This window comes from Actinoplanes sp. CA-252034 (assembly GCF_050956125.1).
In the GTDB taxonomy this organism is placed as follows: Bacteria; Actinomycetota; Actinomycetes; order Mycobacteriales; family Micromonosporaceae; genus Actinoplanes.
In genome coordinates this window covers 2,896,847-2,914,221 of the sequence record NZ_CP191846.1, presented here as the reverse complement: position 1 = coordinate 2,914,221, position 17,375 = coordinate 2,896,847, and the positions used below count along the sequence as shown (strand labels likewise).

16 protein-coding genes are annotated in these 17,375 nt (G+C 71.9%); 7 read left to right on the top strand and 9 right to left on the bottom strand.

The window, feature by feature from the left end:
- Positions 1 to 65: 65 nt before the first annotated feature.
- Together ACQPZW_RS13100 and ACQPZW_RS13095 are read right to left on the bottom strand one after the other, a co-directional pair.
- Positions 66 to 698 (bottom strand): DUF2461 domain-containing protein, encoded by a 633-nt coding sequence (locus tag ACQPZW_RS13100; protein ID WP_433795126.1) that lies wholly within the window; start codon positions 696 to 698, stop codon positions 66 to 68.
- Positions 699 to 799: 101 nt separating this feature from the next.
- Positions 800 to 1,597: an IclR family transcriptional regulator gene (locus ACQPZW_RS13095; RefSeq protein ID WP_433795125.1), complete on the bottom strand. Its 798-nt coding sequence runs from the start codon at positions 1,595 to 1,597 to the stop codon at positions 800 to 802.
- A 191-nt stretch (positions 1,598 to 1,788) separates the two neighbouring features.
- On the opposite strand from ACQPZW_RS13095, the gene ACQPZW_RS13090 reads away from it, so the two are divergent.
- From ACQPZW_RS13090 to ACQPZW_RS13080, 3 genes are all read left to right on the top strand, one after another.
- Positions 1,789 to 2,655 carry an isocitrate lyase/PEP mutase family protein gene (locus ACQPZW_RS13090; RefSeq protein WP_433795124.1) on the top strand — a complete coding sequence of 289 codons (867 nt, stop codon included), beginning with the start codon at positions 1,789 to 1,791 and terminating at the stop codon, positions 2,653 to 2,655.
- Between the two features lie 213 nt (positions 2,656 to 2,868).
- Positions 2,869 to 3,612, top strand: a complete 744-nt coding sequence (locus ACQPZW_RS13085; RefSeq protein WP_433795123.1) for a maleate cis-trans isomerase family protein — start codon at positions 2,869 to 2,871, stop codon at positions 3,610 to 3,612.
- A 179-nt stretch (positions 3,613 to 3,791) separates the two neighbouring features.
- Positions 3,792 to 4,544, top strand: a complete 753-nt coding sequence (locus tag ACQPZW_RS13080) for a hypothetical protein (protein WP_433795122.1) — start codon at positions 3,792 to 3,794, stop codon at positions 4,542 to 4,544.
- Positions 4,545 to 4,601: 57 nt separating this feature from the next.
- On the opposite strand, the gene ACQPZW_RS13075 is transcribed toward ACQPZW_RS13080, so the two are convergent.
- Positions 4,602 to 6,572 carry an acyl-CoA dehydrogenase family protein gene (locus ACQPZW_RS13075; RefSeq protein ID WP_433795121.1) on the bottom strand — a complete coding sequence of 657 codons (1,971 nt, stop codon included), beginning with the start codon at positions 6,570 to 6,572 and terminating at the stop codon, positions 4,602 to 4,604.
- 117 nt (positions 6,573 to 6,689) lie between these two features.
- A complete protein-coding gene (locus ACQPZW_RS13070; protein ID WP_433795120.1) occupies positions 6,690 to 6,953 on the bottom strand; it encodes a hypothetical protein in 264 nt (87 codons plus the stop codon).
- A 219-nt stretch (positions 6,954 to 7,172) separates the two neighbouring features.
- On the opposite strand from ACQPZW_RS13070, the gene ACQPZW_RS13065 reads away from it, so the two are divergent.
- On the top strand, positions 7,173 to 8,882 hold the full coding sequence (locus ACQPZW_RS13065; RefSeq protein ID WP_433795119.1) for a glycosyltransferase family 2 protein: 1,710 nt from the start codon (positions 7,173 to 7,175) through the stop codon (positions 8,880 to 8,882).
- On the top strand, positions 8,879 to 10,828 hold the full coding sequence (locus tag ACQPZW_RS13060; RefSeq protein WP_433795118.1) for a galactose oxidase-like domain-containing protein: 1,950 nt from the start codon (positions 8,879 to 8,881) through the stop codon (positions 10,826 to 10,828). Before ACQPZW_RS13065 ends, ACQPZW_RS13060 begins: the two co-directional genes overlap by 4 nt.
- Before the next feature lie 5 nt (positions 10,829 to 10,833).
- Here ACQPZW_RS13060 and ACQPZW_RS13055 read toward each other — a convergent pair whose 3' ends face one another.
- Genes ACQPZW_RS13055 through ACQPZW_RS13045 form a run of 3 tightly spaced genes read right to left on the bottom strand, consistent with a single transcriptional unit; the run spans position 10,834 to position 13,135 of the window.
- The gene (locus ACQPZW_RS13055; RefSeq protein ID WP_433795117.1) at positions 10,834 to 11,835 is read right to left on the bottom strand and encodes a glycoside hydrolase family 6 protein; all 1,002 of its coding nucleotides are present in this window, start codon (positions 11,833 to 11,835) and stop codon (positions 10,834 to 10,836) included.
- A 39-nt stretch (positions 11,836 to 11,874) separates the two neighbouring features.
- Positions 11,875 to 12,582 (bottom strand): hypothetical protein, encoded by a 708-nt coding sequence (locus ACQPZW_RS13050; RefSeq protein ID WP_433795116.1) that lies wholly within the window; start codon positions 12,580 to 12,582, stop codon positions 11,875 to 11,877.
- Complete coding sequence (locus ACQPZW_RS13045) at positions 12,575 to 13,135, bottom strand: RNA polymerase sigma factor (protein WP_433795115.1); 561 nt, start codon at positions 13,133 to 13,135, stop codon at positions 12,575 to 12,577. Before ACQPZW_RS13045 ends, ACQPZW_RS13050 begins: the two co-directional genes overlap by 8 nt.
- A gap of 88 nt (positions 13,136 to 13,223) precedes the next feature.
- On the opposite strand from ACQPZW_RS13045, the gene ACQPZW_RS13040 reads away from it, so the two are divergent.
- A complete protein-coding gene (locus ACQPZW_RS13040) occupies positions 13,224 to 14,408 on the top strand; it encodes a YncE family protein (RefSeq protein ID WP_433795114.1) in 1,185 nt (394 codons plus the stop codon).
- A gap of 46 nt (positions 14,409 to 14,454) precedes the next feature.
- Here the strand turns inward: ACQPZW_RS13040 and ACQPZW_RS13035 are convergent, their stop codons facing one another.
- Positions 14,455 to 15,063 (bottom strand): class I SAM-dependent methyltransferase, encoded by a 609-nt coding sequence (locus tag ACQPZW_RS13035; protein WP_433795113.1) that lies wholly within the window; start codon positions 15,061 to 15,063, stop codon positions 14,455 to 14,457.
- The gene (locus tag ACQPZW_RS13030) at positions 15,060 to 16,232 is read right to left on the bottom strand and encodes a hypothetical protein (RefSeq protein WP_433795112.1); all 1,173 of its coding nucleotides are present in this window, start codon (positions 16,230 to 16,232) and stop codon (positions 15,060 to 15,062) included. Before ACQPZW_RS13030 ends, ACQPZW_RS13035 begins: the two co-directional genes overlap by 4 nt.
- Before the next feature lie 191 nt (positions 16,233 to 16,423).
- Between ACQPZW_RS13030 and ACQPZW_RS13025 the strand changes: the two genes are divergently transcribed.
- On the top strand, positions 16,424 to 17,356 hold the full coding sequence (locus tag ACQPZW_RS13025) for an AbfB domain-containing protein (RefSeq protein WP_433795111.1): 933 nt from the start codon (positions 16,424 to 16,426) through the stop codon (positions 17,354 to 17,356).
- Positions 17,357 to 17,375 lie beyond the last annotated feature (19 nt).

Genomic DNA, 17,375 nt, shown 5'->3' with positions numbered 1-17,375 from the left:
GCGACGGTCTTTGGCTCCATCGCGGGCCGGCCGGCCGGCCCGCGATCACCGGCACCGCCCGGGACTCAGCGGCCGGACGGGCCGACGTGGTGGTCGAGCCACTCGCGCAGCGGGCGACTGGTCCGGAGGAAGTCGACGATGCGGTCACGGGCCGCGGGCGTGCCCATCCACGGGGCGGGCTCCCACTCCTGCCAGGTGGTCAGGCCCTTGTGGCGGAGCAGCTCGATGCGGGGATGGTCCTTCGGGAAGCCGCGCGGCGCCGTTTTCAGGGTGCCGTGGCCGTGGACGCCGACGCCGGCCTTCTCGATGCTCGCGATCAGTGTCACCAGCGACGGCCCGAGGTGCTCGTCGACGATCGTCCGGCGGTAGCGTTCGAGCTGGTCGGGGGCCATCTGGTACATACCGCAGCCGGCCGCGAGACCGTCGGCGCCGAGCTGGATGTAGCCGCCGGACTCCAGCCAGATGCCGAGGTGGTCCTTGTAGGGCGTCTTGTCGTGACTGAACCGCACGTCACGGTACGGCCGGAAGATCTTGCCGGGGCCGAACTCCGGCTCCAGGTCGGCGAGCAGGGCCAGCGCGGGCGCTTTGACGCGCTCCTCGTAGACCGGCAGGTGGGCGGTCCAGTACGTCTTCGAGTTGTCGGCGACGAGACCCTCGTAGAACTCCAGGGCCTCGCTCGGCCAGCCGCGGAACGTCACTCCGGCAGTCTGCCACCGGCCATCGCCGCGACGGCACGTGCCTCGCGGGCCACGGCGGGGCCGACCGTCCGCCGAACCGCCGAACCGCCGGACCCCGGACCTCAGGCGTCCCGGTGGCCGAGCTGGGCGGAGATCCGGCCGGCTGCGGCGAGCAGGTCGGCGACGACCTCCTCGGTGTCCGGCGTGAAGCGCAGCGCCGGCCCGGCCAGGCTGATCACGGCGACCACCTGACCGTCGTGGTCGAGGATCGGGGCGGCGATCGACGCGGCGCCGGGCTGACGCTCGCCGAGCGACGTCGCGTACCCCCTCTTGCGAATGGCGGCCAGATCCTTGCGCAGCCCCGCCGGGTCGACGATGGTCCTGTCGGTGACCGCCTCGAGCGGGTGCCGGGAGAGGTAGGCGTCCACCTCGAGGTCGGGCAGGAACGCGAGGAACGCCTTGGACGACGCGCCGGCGTTGAGCGGGAACGGGATGCCGAGGCTCACCTCGAGGCGCAGCTCCTGGTCGGGGACGACCTGGTCGACGTAGAGGCGGGTGTCGCCGCGCCGCAGCGAGAGCGTCGCCGTCTCGCGGGCGCGCCCGGAGAGCTGCTTGAGCTCCGGCGCGGCCAGCGCGCGCACATCGGTGCGGGCCAGGTAGGCGCGGCCCAGCGCGACCGCGGCGGGGCCGAGGGCGTAGCGGCGGGTCACCGGATCGACGGTGATCAGCTCGCGGCTGCGCAGGGCGGTGAGGATGCGGTGCACGGCGGCCTTGGTGAGCCCCAGCGCGGTGGCGATCTCGGTGACGCCGAGGTCGGGCTGGTCGGCGCGGCCGAAGTAGAGCAGCACGTCCATGGCACGCTCGACGGCGGCGATGGAGCGGGACTGGCTCTCTTCCTCGGGAGCCGACGGCGTTGGCACAGCGAGACCCCCATGGCACAGGTACGGAACAGACCCCGCCGCACTCTAGCTTTCCATTTCGCACAGCGGAACGGCGTACCACTCCGCGAGGGCGTCTCCGGATGCTCCGAGGAGGCCCGCCGCGACTCCCCTGTTCCGCACTGATCCGTGTGCGCTGGCGCCGAGCGCGGTTTCGCGCTACACAGCCGGTCATGACTGCTTCCGCATTGCGAGCGATCCTCGCCTCCGACCGGGTCACCCACGTGCCCGGCGTCTACGACCCGATCACCGCGGCGCTCGCGGCGGCGGCCGGTCACCGGGCCGTGCACCTGTCCGGGGCGGCCGTCTCGGCGGTCATGCTGCGCCGGCCCGACCTCGGGTTCGTGCACGGCACGCAGATCGCCGACCGGGCGTCCACCCTGGTCCCGGCGCTCGGCGACGTCCCGCTGATCGCTGACGCGGACACCGGCTACGCCACTGCGGCGCATGCGGTGTGGACGGCCCTCGCCTACGCGCGGGCCGGAATCGCGGGGCTGCACCTGGACGACCGGGCCGGCCCGCGACAGAGCGGGCACCCGGCCGGGAAGGAGATCATCGACATCGGCGAGGCGGCCGCGAGGATCACCGCGCTGGCCGATCAGGTCCCGCACATCGTGATGATCGCGCGGACCGACGCGTACGCGGTCCGCGGTCTCGACGAGACGATCGTGCGGTGCCGCGCCTACGCCGAGGCCGGGGCGGATGCGGTCTTCCCCGGAGGGGTGGACGGCCTCGACGACCTCGGGCTGGTCCACGCGGCGCTTCCGGGCGTACCCCTGGTGATCGATCGCAGTGAGGCCGCCGGTGCACGGCCTGCCCTGTCCGACGCCGACCTCGCCGCCGTCGGCGTCCGCCTGGTCCTGCACCCGGTGGCGGCGCTGCTGGCCGCCGTCCGGGCGGCGTCGCTCGCCTACCGCGCCATCGCCGACACCGGCACCGCCGAACCCGTCGACCGGATGCCGTGGGCGGCCTTCACCGCCCTCGTCGACCGGGACGGGGCCCCCGACGCCCGCTACGTCCCCGGGAACCTGCAGACATGAACGCACCTGACGGGCGTGGACGACCCCGCACGGCGCCCGATGACTTCATCACAACGACGTGGACTAGCACTCTGTTCTCTTCGACAATATCTTTGTCATCGAGATAAACCCCTGTTGCAACCCCGAGCTCGAGTGTATTTTTGGGAAACGCCGTTTCACTAGCGGGAACGACTCGCCCTTCCCTCGCCCGGCCCATCCGATAGGAGCATCTCGATGACCGACGCCCTCGGCTGGCGCCGCAAATTCGGCGTCCTCGCCCCGTCCACCAACACGATCGTCGAACCCGACTTCTACGCGATGGCCGTACCGGGAGTGACCTCGCACTTCTCCCGCATTCACCTACGTGACCAGGACCCGTCCGCCGACGCCGGGCCCGACAACCTGCCCGCCCAGCTCCGCGCCGAGATCGGCTCCGCCTGCGAGCGGGTCCTCAGCTGCGAACCCGACTACATGGTGATGGGCATGTCGACGGAGACGCTCCGGGGCGGCGTCGAGGGCGACCGGGAGCTCGTGGCCCAGATCAAGCAGTTCACCGGACTCGATGTGGCGACCGGCGCCGAGGCCTGCGAGCGCGCACTGAAGGTCTACGGAGCCCGGAGGATCGGCGTCATCACCCCGTACCAGCCGGCTGGGGACGCCGACGTGGTCCGCTTCTTCGGCGAGATCGGCTTCGAGGTGGCCGCCATCGAGGGCCTCGGGTGCCCGACCGCGGTGTCGACCGCCCACGTCACCGAGGACGAGCTGCGCGCCGCGATCCTCACCGTGAACACGCCCGACGTGGACGCCGTCGTCCAGTGCGGCACCAACCTCTCCATGATCCGCCTGGCCGACGAGGCCGAGCGCTGGCTCGGCAAGCCGGTGATCGCCGTCAACGCGGCGACCTGGTGGATGGCGCTGCGCGACAACGACATCAAGGACAAGGTGTACGGCGCCGGCGCCCTCCTCAGGGAGTACTGACGCCTCCGCGGGCCGCGCAGCATCAGCCACCGTGTGTAGCGCTCCACTGACGGTGTGACATGGCTCGTATTCGCCGCGTAAAGGTAATCGATTCGTTGTCCTGAGCCGATAGATTTGCGCAGCTCAGTAATGATTCCGCGCGGCGCGGGGGTCCACGCCGCGGTGATGAGAGAAGATCGATGACGAAGATTGCCTTCCGGGCCGGCCTCGCTGCCGTGGCCACCGCCTCCATGCTGCTCTCCGGCTGCGGCGGATCCGACAGCGCCGAGCCGAAGGGCGGGACGGCGACGACCGCGGCCTCGCAGGCGCCGGCCGACAACGGGGTGGCGGCGCTGGCCGCCGAGGAGATCCTGACCAAGGCCAAGGACGCGCTGACCAAGGCCGGCTCGTTCCACATGGCCGGCGCGGCGACGACCGACGGCGAGACCATGTCGCTGGACTTCAAGGTCTCCGGCAAGGACTTCGCCGGCAAGATGTCGATGGGCAAGGACGCCGAGGTCGAGATCCTGTCCGTCGGCGGCAAGCAGTACATGAAGCCGAGCGAGGGCTTCTGGGCGATGATCGCGGGCGCCGAGCAGGCCAAGACCATGGTCAAGGCGACCGGCGGCAAGTGGGTTCTGGTCCCGGCGAAGGACCAGATCAGCGGCCTGTTCGCCGCCGCCGACGTGAACGAGCTGCTCAAGCCGGGTGGCGCCCTGTCCAAGGGTGAGGCGACCAAGGTCGGCGAGCAGCCGGTGATCACCCTGAAGGACGCGAGCGACGCCGACTCCCAGGTCTTCGTGGCCACGACCGGCGAGCCGTACCCGGTGCGCATCGGCTCCTCCGCCACCGGCGAGGGTGTCACGTTCAGCAAGTTCGGCGAGAAGTTCGACGCCGACATCAAGGCTCCGGCCGCCGACCAGGTCATCGACCAGGCCAGCCTGGGCAAGTAAGTCACCCGGTGGTCCGGGGGCACCCGCCCCCGGGCCACCGTCGGCATCACGCTGAGGTCAGGTGGCGAGCGTCGCGCGGACGGCGTCGTCCTCCTTGGCCATCGCGTCCTGGCGGGGCGGCTCCTCTCGCAGGATCGCCGCGTTCAGCCACTCGTCCGGGATGGCGAAGGCGTCGACCAGGGTGCGCATGTGCGGGCGCAGCTCGCGGAGCAGGTCGTTGACGACCGCGGTGACGGCCTTGGAACGGGCCGGCGTCAACCGGCCGTGTTCCAGGAACCAGGCCTTGTCGGCCTCGATCGTGGTCAGGGCGTAGAGGTCGCAGACCTTCGAGAGCAGCTCGCGGGCTTCCGGGTCGGTGGCCCGTTCGATGCCGGCGACGAACGCCTCCAGGGTGATCCGGTCGATGTGGGCGGTCGCGGTGGCCAGCACGTGGTCCTGGACGTCGTTGAAGATGTCGAACGGGCGGTCCTTCTTGGTGGCGGCGCCGCCCCGCAAGCGGCGGATCACGCCTTCCAGGATGTGCTTCTCCCGGTCCTCGAAGACGGCCAGGTGCCAGCCGCGGTCGGTGACGGCGACCTCCTCGTCCCGGCCGGGGACGGCGCTGACCAGCCGCTGGATCAGCGAGCGGGCAGCCGTACGCTCCAGAACCATCTCTCTGACCTGCTCGGCGACGAACGTAGCCCGGCCCCAGCCGTCGAGAGAGCCGAACGCGTCGCGATATCCGGTGAGGAGCCCTTTGGCGACGAGCTGGAGCAGCACCGTGTTGTCGCCCTCGAAGGTGGTGAAGACGTCGGTGTCGGCCTTGAGGCCGGCGATCCGGTTCTCGGCCAGGTATCCGGCGCCGCCGCACGCCTCCCGGCACATCTGGATGGTGCGGGTGGTGTTCCAGGTCTGCATCGCCTTGAGGCCGGCCGCCCGGGACTCGAGCTCGCGCTGACGGTGCTCGTCCGGCTCGGTGAGGGCGAAGACCTCGCTCATGGTGACGGTGAGCTCTTCCTGGGCGAAGGCGTAGGCGTACGCCCGAGCCACCGCCGGCAGTAGTTTGCGCTGATGGGCGAGGTAGTCGTTGAGGGCGATCTCGCGTTCGGCGCCGGGTGCGGTGAACTGTCGCCGACTCTCGCCGTAACGCACGGCGATGGTGAGGGCGTTACGGGTGGCCGCGGAGGCGGCGGCGCCGACGGTCACCCGGCCGCGGACGAGGGTGCCGAGCATGGTGAAGAAGCGGCGGGTGTCGTTCTCGATGGTGCTGGTGTACGTGCCGTCCGGGGCGACCTGCCCGTACCGGTCGAGCAGCATGTCCCGTGGCACGATCACGTGGTCGAACGACAGCCGTCCGTTGTCGACGCCGAGCAGCCCGGCTTTCGGTCCGGCGTCGCCGATGGTCACGCCGGGCATCGGGTTGCCGTGCCCGTCGCGGATCGGCACCAGCCATGCGTGCACGCCGTACGACTTGCCGCCGGTGATGAGCTGGGCGAAGACGACAGCCATCCGGCCGTCGCGGGCGGCGTTGCCGATGTAGTCCTTGCGGGCCGCCTCGTGCGGGGTGTTCAGCACGAAATGCCCGGCATCCTGATCGAAGACACAGGTCGTCCGCAGCTGCTGGACATCCGACCCGTGGCCGGTCTCGGTCATCGCGAAGCAGCCCATCAGGTCCGCGGAGATGATGTCGCGCAGGTAGGCGTCGTGGTGCCGGGCGGTTCCGAGGGCGACCACCGCCCCACCGAACAGTCCCCACTGCACCCCGGCCTTGACCATCAGCGACAGGTCGACCTGGGCGAGCATCTCGGCGGCGACGGTGGAGCCGCCGGGATCGTCGGAGCCGCCGTATCCGGCTGGGAACGCGGCGGCCACCCCCACCTCGGTGGGCAGCTCCCGGATCAGCCGGCTGACCCGTTCCCGGGCCTCGTCGCCGGCCAGGCCGGGAACGGTGACGAACTCGGCGCCGAGCCGGTCGCGCACGGCCTGCCGGATGTGCGCCCACCGGCCGTCGAGCACTTCGGCGAGAGAGGCGGGGAGACCCTTGATCATGCCGCTATATTACCCACGAGTAACCAGGGCTGAACCCGCTTCGCAGTGATCTACCCGATACGCCGACCGGAGCGGCGGAGCCCGGCCCCGTACGGGCCGGGCGATTCGCGCCGAAGGTCAGTCGTCGTAACCGGGGACGGTGAGCGGGTGCCGCTCCTCGTCACGGGCGGCGATGCCGGCCATCGAGCGCACGTACTGCCGCCGGGTGATCTCCCCGTCCATGAGCTGGGCGCAGAGCACTCCTTCGAGGCTCTGCGGAGCGAAGAGCGCATCGGGAATGGTCAGCGGGTCCACCTCGGCAGACGCGTCCGCACGCACCCCGCGCACCGCGAGCACGCAGGCGGCGGCCAGGACCAGGATGAGCAGGGACAGGATCAGCATCGCCACCGCCTTGTCGGGTCTTCGCGGGGCGTTCGTGCCCCGCCTGACAGAGAGAACGGATCACAGGGCGTGTCGGTTCGACGATTTCTGTCACTGACCGCAACGAAGTTCCGGGTCCGGAATCGCCATGACACGACACGAACGAGGTACGAGGTATGCCCGGAATTTACGAATTCTCGCTATCTTGCCCTGGTGCCCGGAAAGAGTGCTGTATCCCGTATGCCGGATTATCTCGGCTTCAGTCGGCTCGCCGGTGACGCCGAACCCGTCCCGGACGGCGACGGCTACCGCGTCGGGTTGCGTCCACTGTCGCGTCGCCGCCCGGTCCGCTCGGTCCTGATCGCGGTCTTCGCGTTCGCCTTCGAGGCCACCTTCTTCGGATGGCTGCTCGCCTCGGTCGAGCTCCCGGACCGGCGGATGCAGACCGGGTTGTTCCTGACCACCGGGTTCATGATCGGCGCGATCGCCCTGATCGAGCTGTTCCGCCTGGTCAACGTGGTCACCCTGTGTCTGGCCACATTGCAGGCCCGCGACCCGGTGCCGGTGCCGCCGGACGAGCGGCTGCGGGTGGCGTTCCTGACCACGATCGTGCCCGGTAAGGAGCCGATCGAGATGGTCGAGAGGACCCTGCGGGCGGCCATGCGGATCCGGCATCCCGGCCGCTTCGACGTGTGGCTGCTCGACGAGGGCGACGACCCCGAGGTCAAGGCGATGTGCCGGCGAGTGGGCGCGTACCACTTCTCCCGCAGGGGCGTCGCCGACTGGAACACTCTGGCCGGCGCGTTCAAGGCGAAGACCAAGCACGGCAACTACAACTCCTGGATGGACCGGCACGGCGACCGGTACGACGTGTTCGTCTCGGTCGACCCGGATCACGTGCCGCTGGAGAACTTCTGCGAGCGGCTCCTCGGCTATTTCCGCGACCCGGACGTGGCGTTCGTGATCGGACCGCAGATCTACGGCAACTACGACAACGTGATCACCCGCTGGGCCGAGTCGCAGCAGTACCTCTTCCATTCGCTGCTGCAGCGGGCCGGCAACCGGCTCGGCATCCCGATGCTGGTCGGCACCAACAACGCGGTGCGCATCAGCGCGCTCCGGTCGATCGGCGGCCTGCAGGACTCGATCACCGAGGACATGGCCACCAGCCTCGCCCAGCACGCGCGCCGCAATCCGGCGACCGGGCGGCGCTGGCGGTCCGTCTACACACCGGACGTGCTGGCCGTCGGTGAGGGCCCGTCGTCGTGGACCGACTACTTCAGCCAGCAGCACCGCTGGTCACGGGGGACCGACGAGGTCTTCGTGGCCGGGTTCGCACGGATGGTCCCGCGGCTCGGTGTGCTGCGCACCCTGCACTACTCGCTGCTCATGGCGTACTACCCGCTGACCGCCCTGGCCTGGCTGCTCGGCGCCGCCACCGCCACCCTGCACGTGGTGTTCGGCGTGCGGGGCGTGCAGGTGCCGCAGCAGGTGTGGCTGATGCTCTACGTGGACGCCGCCCTCTTCCAGGTCGGCCTCTATCTGTGGAACCGGCGGCACAACGTCAGCCCGCACGAGGAGGCCGGATCGTCCGGTCTCACCGGGATGCTGCTGTCCACGCTGTGCGCGCCGATCTACGTCACCTCGTTCCTGCAGGCCGTGCTCCGCAGGCGGGCCGGGTTCGTGGTGACGCCGAAGGGTGACTCGGCCAGCCCGGACCGGCTGCTCACCTTCCGTACCCATCTGCGGTGGGCGGCCTTCTACGCCGCCCTGCTGGCCGTGGCCGCGGTGACCGGCCACGCGCACGGGTTCATGTGGCTGTGGCCGTCGCTCAACCTGGCCCTCTGCCTGACCCCGCCGGCGATCTGGGCGCTGCAGGCGCTCGGCCGCACTCCCCCAGCCGTCACCGAAGACGACAAGGACCCCGTGATGATCGAGATCGCCGCATGAGTACGCGACGACGCCCCACCCTGGCACGCCGGCTGTTCACGATGGCGGTGACCCTGCCGCTGATGGCGGGTGTCGCCGTGGTGAACAGGCCGATCGTGGTGTTCGCCGCCGAGCGGTTCCACGAGTTCAGCATCAACCGGCCGTCCTACAAACAGCAGTACGGCCACTGGTCCTCCCTGGACGTGCCGGCGAAGTTCCGGATCAACGCCATCCACGCCGCGCTGCTGCGGACCGGGAAGGTCCTGATCGTCGCCGGGTCCGGCAACAACCGCGACGACTTCGAGGCGGGCACGTTCCGCACGATCCTGTGGGATCCGCGCACCGACGCGTTCAAGGACGTCCCGACCCCGACCGACCTGTTCTGCGCCGGGCACACGTTCCTGCCCAACGGCAATCTGCTGGTGGCCGGCGGCACCAAGTCGTACGAGGTGCTGGAGGCGGACATCAGGAGCGCCGCCGGCGTCATGAAGATCAAGAACGAGTCGCCGGACAACGGCCCGCGCACCTTCCCGAAGGGCACCCGGCTGCTCGGCGGCAACGGCCGCGCCTACCTGACCCGGGCCGAGGTGACCGTGCCGGCCGCAGCCAAGATGTCGCACGGCGGCACCACGATGGTGCACGCCGGCGAGGTCGAGGTGTGGGTGGACGCGGCCGACGCGGGCGACGTGGGGACCGTGGCGCAGCCCGCCCAATACGCGATCGCCGGCCTGACCGGTGACGACAGCCGCAACCTGTACGGCATCTCCGACAAGATCACCCGGGAGAAGCAGGAGTACGGCGGGGACAAGACGTCGTACGAGTTCGACCCGATCGCGGAGCGCTACGTCCGTACCGGCGACATGACCGAGCACCGCTGGTACCCGACCCTGTCGACGATGCCCAACGGCGACATCCTGGCGGTGTCCGGGCTGGACGAGTTCGGCCGGATGCTGCCCGGGGTGAACGAGCGCTACAAGGTGGCCCAGCGCCGCTGGGTGGCCGCGCCCGAGTTGCAGCGGGTGTTCCCCACCTATCCGGCGCTGTTCCTGACGCGGGACGAGCGGCTGTTCTTCTCGGGCTCGAACGCCGGCTACGGCTCGGACACCGAGGGCCGCGCGCCCGGGCTGTGGGACGTGGAGAAGAACAGGTTCCAGACCGTGCCCGGCCTGGAGGACCCGCAGATGACCGAGACCAGCGCGTCCGTGCTGCTGCCACCGGCCCAGGACCAACGGGTCATGATCATGGGCGGGGGCGGGGTCGGCGACTCACCGGTGTCCACGGCCCGGACCGCGATCACCGACCTCGACGAGAAGGAGCCCCGCTACCGGCCCGGCCCGGACCTGCCGGCGCCGACCCGGTACCTGAGCACCGTGGTGCTGCCGGACGACACCGTGTTCACCAGCGGCGGCTCGTCCGGGTACCGGGGTGGGCCGTACCAGGGGAGGAACCGCAGCGACCTGCTGACCGCGCAGATCTACGACCCGCGACGGGAGGTGTTCCACGAGGCGGCGGCGCCGACCGTGGGCCGCAACTACCACTCCGAGGCGCTGTTGCTGCCGGACGGCCGGGTGGTCACCCTCGGCAGCGACCCGATCTACGACACCACCGGCACGAACCCGGGCACGTTCGAGCAGCGGATCGAGATCTACAGTCCGCCGTACCTCTTCCAGGGCGAACGGCCGGTGGTCGGCGGCGGGCCGCGGACGGTCAAACGGGGGCGCAGCGCCGCCTACGCGACGAGGGACGCCGACCGGATCACCGGCGCCCGGCTGGTCCGGCCGAGCGCGGTCACCCACGGCACCGACGTGGACCAGCGTTCGATCGAGCTGGGCGTACGGCGTACGCCCGGCGGGGTGACGGTGTCCGTCCCGGACGAGCCCGGTCTCGTCCCGTCCGGCTGGTACATGCTGTTCCTCGTCGACGGCGAGGCCCGGCCGTCCACGGCCCGCTGGGTCCGGGTCGAGTAGCCCCCTCAGTTGGTGGCGAGCCCGAGAGCGTACTCGGGCCACCACTGACCGGCCGGCGGGGCGTCCGGAAGGCACGCCCCGTCGGACTCGCCGGGCCGTTTCACCCACAGGTAGGCGTCGACGCGCGGCCTGCCGGTGTCCTCGGTCGGCGCCGGCCCGAGCGCGCGACCCGGCGGATTGCACCAGTGCCCCTCGGTGTCGCGCTCGTCGACCGGCGCCGGCCCGTTGCCGTTGCGGCTGGTGTCGATGACGAACGGCTTGCCCCCGAGCCGGTCGGAGATCGCGTAGCCGTACGTGACGTTGGCCTCGGTGGTCTCGAAGTTGGACACGTTCAGACTGAACCCGTCGGCGTCGTGCACCCCGGCCTCGCCGAGCGCCGCGGCCACCCGGTCGACGTCGGAGATCCATCCCGGATGGCCGGCGTCCAGGTAGACGCGGACCCGGTCGCCCCGCTTGAACGCCGTGATCGCCTCGCGCAGCAGGGTGAGCCGCTCCCGGGCGGCCTCCCCGGTGACGCAGCCGTCCAGCACGTGCGGGACCGCGTCCGGCTCCAGGACGACGATCGCCGGGCCCCCGCCCACGATGGTGGCCAGCTCGGCGATCCACGCCCGGTACGCCCCGGCGTCGGGCGCCCCGCCGCCGGAGTGGCCGCCGCAGTCACGCTGCGGCACCCAGTAGGGCACCAGCACCGCGGTCCGCCCGGCCGTCCGGGCCGCGGTGATCAGCCGCCGCACCCGGTTCTGATAGCCGGGGTTGGCGTCGGCGAACCAGACCGCGTTCGGCTCGTCGGCGATCCGCCGCAGCGCCGCCGCGTCCCCGGTGCGGCCCTGAGCCTCCCAGGCCCGCACCTGCCGCAGGGCCGGGGCGTCCGGCTCCACGTAGAACGTGGGCGAGCCGGACGCGGACGGACCGGGCGACGGGTCCGGCGCGGGGTCGGGCGGGGCGGGGGTGCAGCCGCCGAGAACGACGATCGTCGCCAGGCAGCCGAGCGCAGCAAGCTTTCTCATCCGGACGAACGGTACCGACCGCGCATACCCGATCGTGGCTCAGCGCACCGACCGTGCCACCGCAATCGCCTCTTCGAGTGTCCCGATTCCCTCCAACCGGTAGGTGACCGTGTCCGTCGCCCAGACCAGCGTCGGCCCGGCCAGGCGCGCCGTCCCGGTCCGCTCCACGCCGTCACGGCCCACATAGGTCACCGGATGCGGGCCCGGCAGCCAGGCCGCGCCGATGCTGCCCGGCAGGTCCACGAAACGCGCGTCCGGGGCGGTCTTGAAGAACGTGGTGTCCAGGCGGCCGTCGAACACGTCCATCCGCACCGCGCCACCGCGGTAGATCAGCGTGACCACGCGCGGGCGCCCGGCGTCGTCCGGGTCGGAGCGCAGCACCTCCTCAGGCTCACCCAGCGCGGCCGGGACGCCGACCGGGAACGCGGCGGACGCGGTGGCCGACGGCAGCGGAGCGGGCGTGCCGGGCAGGGTGGTGCGGGGCTGCTCACGGCGTACCTCCACACCGGCGACACGCAGCAGGTCACCGACCACCTCGACCACCGCGGCCCGCGCCGGGGCGACCGCCGCGACCGTCGCGATCAGCGCGGCAGCCGCGGCGGCCCACCACCGACGGGCGCGACGCGGCCGGGGCGCCGGCGTGGCGAGGCGCTCCCGCAGGGCGGTCCTCTGATCGACCGCCGGGGGTACGGCCAGACGGGTCCCCAGCTCACGCAACTCGGCGATCAGGTCCTCGTGCTCAGACACCGGTCACCCCCTGCGGCAGCCGGTCCCGCAGTCGCGCCAGCGCCCGCGAGGTCCGTGACTTCACCGTCCCCTTCGGCAGGCCCAGGGTGACCGCGGTCTCCGCCTCGGACAGGTCGAGCAGATAGCGGCAGAGCAGCACCTCCCGGTCCCGGTCGTCGAGGGCCCGCAACTGGTCGACGAGCAGGCGCCGCCGCTCGCGGGCCATCGCCGACTCGGCCGGGTCGGGCTCGAACCGCAGCGGATCCTCGCGCACCGCGGCCCGCAGCCACAGCCCCTCCCGGCGGCGCCGGGACCGCACCAGGTTGCGGGTCTCGTTCGCCACGATCGCCAGCAGCCACGCCTTGAACCCGGCCTCGCCCCGGAACCGGCCCAACTGCCGGTACGCCTTCACGAACGCCTCCTGCACCACGTCGTCCGCGTCCGCCCCGGCGCCGAGCAGCACGGCCGCCCGGTGCGCGGGCGCGGTGAACCGCGTGACCAGGACCTCGTACGCGTCCAGGTCGCCGGCCCGGGCCCGGGCCACCGCGGTCGCCTCGTCGATGTCGATGGCCATCCCCTCCGCTGACACACCCTAGAGACACCGCCCACCGTGGCGGGGTTCCCGTGGGGAACCTCGCGCGGCCGGGCGGTGTCACCTGGGCATGACGACCCGCCGGAACCTTCTGCTGCTCGCCGGATCCGCCCTCGTGCTCGGGGGCTGCCGGGAGACCACCCGCCCGGCCGCGGCGCCCGACGTGCTGCTCGCCGAGTCCGACCGCGGGATGCTGCGACTCGCGCCGGGCGGGGAGCAGGTGCTCGGCCCGGCCGCGGCCGCCCACGACGGCAGCCACCTGTACGCGGCCCGGCCCGGCGCGCTGGACCGGGTCGACCCGGCCACCGGGACCGCCCTGCGCAACACGGAGCTGGCCGGCGGCTGGATCCCGCGGGTCGTCTCCGCCGACGGCCGGGTGTGCGCGCTGAGCCGGACGGGGGCCTCCGACCGGCCCGCCGCGCGCGCCCGGACCACCCTCCTGATCGCCGGGCCGGACGGGACCGCCGAGCGGGACCTGGCCGGTGTGATCGAGCCGGACGCGTTCACCAGCGACGGGACCGGCCTGTTCGTGCTGGAGTGGCTGCCCGCGGCCGCCCCGGACCACTACCGGGTGCGGCTGCTCGACCTGGCGACCGGCGAGGTGCAGCCACTCAACGCCCGCGACAAGACGCCGCTGCCGGCCGGCGCCGAGGAGGAGATGCGCGGCGACGGGCGGCAGGCGGTGCTGTCGGCCGACCGGGCCATGCTGTTCACGCTCTACACCCACCAGCCCGGTCACCGGCACACCCGCGACCTGCTCTCCGGGCGGCCGGGCGACGCGCACGCGTTCGTGCACGTGCTGCACCTGGTCGAGCGGTGGGCGTACTGCCTGGACCTCCCGCATCCGTTCGGTGCGGGACCGGCCGCCGGGCACGCCCTGGCCGCGGACGGGCGCACCCTGTTCGTGGCCGACCTGAACGCCGGGAAGCTGGCCTACGCGAGCCCCTCGTCGCTGACGATCGAGCGGGTGGTGGACGTGCCGGCCGTGCCCGGTTCGGCGGCGGCGCTGGCGCTGACCGCGGACGGCCGCGTGCTGGTCGGCGCGGGCGGGGTCACCGTGCTGGACCGGGCCTCCGGGCGGCGCACCGGCCATTGGGAGCTGACGGACCCGGTCCGCGGGCTGGCCATGAGCCGGGACGGTGGTCGCGTCTACGCCGGCGGGACGGGCCGGGTCACGTGGCTGGACGCCGCCACCGGCGCCCGCTCCGGCGAGGTGGCCGTGGCCGGCCTGACCGCCCTACGCCACGTCGTCTGAGCGGCGCGTCGTCCTCACCCGCCGTCCGCGCGGCGCGGTGGCTTTCTCACTCGCCGTCCGCGCGGCGCATCACGTCCAGCACGAACCACTCGTCCTCGTGGTGCACCACGTGCTCCAGGCCGGCGGTGGCGAGCAGGACGGTGTGCGCGTTGAAGCCGTCGTAGCTGTCGCCGTCGCGGTTGCGGAAGTGCACCGAGACCAGGTCGCCGCCCGGCTCCAGCCGAGCGGTCAGGCCGTCCAGCGTGGCGGTCAGGTCGTCACCGGAGAGGTAGTAGAGCAGGTCCCCGATGACGACCAGGTCGAACACGCCGTCCGGCAGGTCGGCCGGCAACTCGGCCCGCTCGACCCGCACGTTCGGCAGGTCGGCGGTGTTCTGCCGGGCCAGCTCGACGGCCTCGGGAACGCTGTCGGTGGTGAGCACCTCGTCGCAGCGCTCGGCGAGCATCCGGCTGAGCGTGCCGATCGAGGCGCCCGGCTCGTAGCAGCGGCGGTAGCGCTCGCGCGGCAGGCAGGCCACGGTGACCGCGAACTTGCGGCGGTCGTGCCACTTGGTGGCGACGTCCCACGGGTCGTCCTTGGCCTCGTAGAGCCCGATGAAGTGGTCCAGGGAGACCGAGGTCTCGGGTGGCGCCGCGTCGCCTGCTGCTCGTGTCACTCGGCGATTGTGCCCCCGGCCCGGCCCTCGGCCACGGTCAGGGTGCCGACGCCGTTCTCCGCGACCAGGTCGATGCCACCGTCGCCGGAGCCCGCGGTGAACCGGCTGCCCCGGTTGACGCCCCGCTTCCGGTCGCCGTAGAGGTCGACGGCGCCGGCACCGCGCTCCAGGACGGCCCGGACCGGCGAGCGGCCGCCGGTGCTGACGCGCCAGTCGCGTACGCCACCGGTCATCGCGATCGGCACCACCGCGTCCTGCCGGGGCAGCGCCAGGTCGATCTCGGCCGCGCCGCCGATCAGGTCCACCCGGCCCACCTTCGCGCCGGTGAGATCGATCGCGGCGGTACGCACGCCTCCGAGCATCAGCACCGACCAGGTGACGTCCGGGCTGAGCACCACGTCGACCTCGGCGGTGCCCGGGTCGGTGCTGTCGTCGACGAAGACGCGGACCCGTTCGCCCTGTACCTCGGTGCGGGTGGTGATGCCGCTGCCGACCGGGCTGCTCACCCGGAACCAGTCGTCGCCGGTGTCGCCGATCCGCACGTCGAGGGCGGTGGTTCCGTCGGCCAGCTCGAAGGTGGCCGCGTCCGGGGCCGGTGCGGCGGGCGCGCTGGTCCCGATGGAGACCGGCGGGTTCGCGGGGACCTCGCCGGCCGGTTCGGTGGCGGTGGGGACGGTCAGCACCGGGCCGGCGGTCGGTTCGGTGGGGCGGATCGCATACCAGGCCAGCCCGCCGGCCACCAGGATCGCCGCGGCCAGGGCGGCGATCGGCTTGCGGGAGGCGGTGCGCGCCCGGCTCTCGGCGAGGTGGAGCTCGATCGTGGGACGCTCGATCGTGGGACGCTCCGTGATGGACCCCTGCGACGTGGTCGACCCCGGCGACGCGGGCCCCTGCGAGGTGGTGGCGCGCTGCGAGGTGGTGGACACCTGCGACATGGTGGGGCGCTGCGAGGCGCGGGGCATCCAGGCCGGCTCGGTGCGGACGGCGTCGGCCCCTTCCGGCTCGTAGTGGTCCGCGGGCGGTCCCACCCGGTGCGGGGCGTCGGGCCAGAACTCCGAGATGTCGGGCAGGCCCGGGGTGCTCTCGGCGGGACTGGTGATGACCAGTTCGATGACCGCTGGGTCGTCGTCGGCCGGGCGGTCGGTGTCAGGGACGGCAGGACTGTCCACGAAGCTCTCCTCGAGACGCACGGCAGGACTCCACGCCGGTGATACGGATGCGAGCCCCGTTCGGTTCGATTGGAGCGCTCCCAACAAATTAGGACATCGTTACCTCTTGCCCTCAGATGCCCCGAGCGTGTAGATCCTTATCGAATCCTTAAGTGATTCTCTGTGAACGATCCCCCACGGAAGCGAAATTGATGCCGGAAGACGACGCCCGTAACGGTCTACGGGTCGGCGGCTGGATTCCGCCCTATTCCCCCGGCGGCGGTCCCGCCGGGCCGATCCGGCCCACCGCACGCCCCCACGCCGACGCCCACGCCCCCCGCTACCCTCTCTCCCGCTTCCGCGGCGAGTCGACGATGCGGCCCCGCCTCGTCCTCGCCGCCGCCCTCTGTCTCGCCTGCGCGGCGACCGCGGCGATAGCCGTGGTGCTGGACGCCTCCCGGGGCCCCGAGCGGGTCGCCGCCGAGTTCACCTTCCCGGCCGCGCCGGGGCAGCCGCTGCCGACCTTCCCGCCACCCCTGGGCTCGGAAGATGTGCCGGTCAGCGTGCAGCCGTCACTCACTGAGACGGTGCCGCCGGGCACCTCGGCCACGCACTACCCACCGCCGGGGACGTCGGCGGTCGCGACACGAACCACCACGAGACCACCCGCGACGACGAGGCCCACGACGCGGCCCACGACCCCCGCGCCGGTCCGGCTGAGCGTCGGATCGACCGTCGGGCTGGAGGCGGCCGACCGGCCCGGTGACCGGGTCCGGCACCGCGACCACCGGGGGCGGCTGGATGCGATCAGCGCGTCGAGCAGCGCCGGGGAACGCGCCGACTCAGCGTTCCGGGTGCGCTCCGGACTCGGTGACCGGAGCTGCGTCTCGCTGGAATCTGTAAACTTTCCCGGATATTATCTTCGCCATCGAAATTTTGAAATACGGCTAGACAGGAACGACGGCTCGGCGCTATTTCGCCAGGACGCGACTTTCTGTCCCGTGACGATTCGAGGGGGCGCCGCTCTGGTGCTCCGGTCGACGAATTATCCGCGTCACTTCGTGGTCGCCGACGGCGACTGGCTGAAGATCGTCCAGACGACCGCGGAGAGGGCCACGGCCCTCACACCGCGGAACGCGCTCTGACCGACCCCGGCCGGCCCAT